The sequence below is a fragment of the Catenovulum maritimum genome (genome assembly GCF_001050375.1).
GTDB classification, from domain to species: domain Bacteria; phylum Pseudomonadota; class Gammaproteobacteria; order Enterobacterales; family Alteromonadaceae; genus Catenovulum; species Catenovulum maritimum.
Map to the genome: position 1 here is coordinate 1 of NZ_KQ130524.1, position 1043 is coordinate 1043.

Genomic DNA, 1043 nt, shown 5'->3' on the forward strand with positions numbered 1-1043 from the left:
GACTTGATACTCATTGAGCCTCCTCTTTAGCTTGTCAAATCGACTAAGCTAAAAAGCGCCAACTACTAGGAGAAGACTCAATGAATTTTTACAATAACATGCATCCCTATTACTGTGGAATAGATTTACATACTCGTTCTTTATATGTCTGTATTCTAGACCAAAATGGTCATAAAGTGCTACACAAAGAAATTAAAGCCTCACCTGAAAAACTCTTACAATTACTCGAACCCTACATTGGTAATATCGTCGTCGGTGTTGAATGCATGCACTGCTGGTATTGGGTTTCTGACTTTTGTGCTGAACACGATATTGACTTTATTTTAGGTCACGCACTCTACATGAAAGCCATTCATGGTGGTAAAGCTAAAAACGATAAAATCGATTCATTTAAAATTGCTTCTCTTATACGCGGTGGTACTTTTCCCTTAGCTTATGTCTACCCAACTCACATGCGTGCAACTCGCGATTTACTTCGCCGTCGAATGCGAATAATGCGCTTTGGTGCTGATTTAAAAGCTCATGTCAAAAATACCACTGGCCAATACAACCTACCCCCTAATAATTTAAATCTGCGCTATCCCAATGCCAGAGAGAAAATGCGTGGGTTATTTGAAGATAAAACCATTCAAACCAATATTGATTTAGATTTAAACTTAATTAGTGATATCAATGCTCAACTATCTAAAATCGAATGGTATATCGAAAAACAAGCTAAACAACATAACCCCGTTGATTTTCACTTGCTCAAATCCATTCCCGGTGTCGGGCAAATTCTCGCGCTAACCATTATTTATGAAATTGGCGACATCGCTCGTTTTGAATCGGTGCAAAAATTTGCTTCTTATTGTCGATTAGTTAAATGCAAAGCTGAATCAGCTGGTAAAACATATGGCACTCAAGGCAATAAAATTGGGAACCAACATCTTAAGTGGGCATTCTCTGAAGCTGCCGTTCTGTATTTACGTGGTAATGAGAAAGCACAACAATATTTAGTTAAATTACAAAAGAAAATGAGCAAAGCAAAAGCCTTATCTGCATTG

General features: G+C 37.6%; 1 protein-coding gene. It reads left to right on the forward strand.

What is annotated here, in order from left to right; genetic code table 11:
- Positions 1 to 80: 80 nt before the first annotated feature.
- Positions 81 to 1043: IS110 family RNA-guided transposase (locus XM47_RS18615; protein ID WP_048695988.1), on the forward strand; the 963-nt coding region annotated here is incomplete at its 3' end.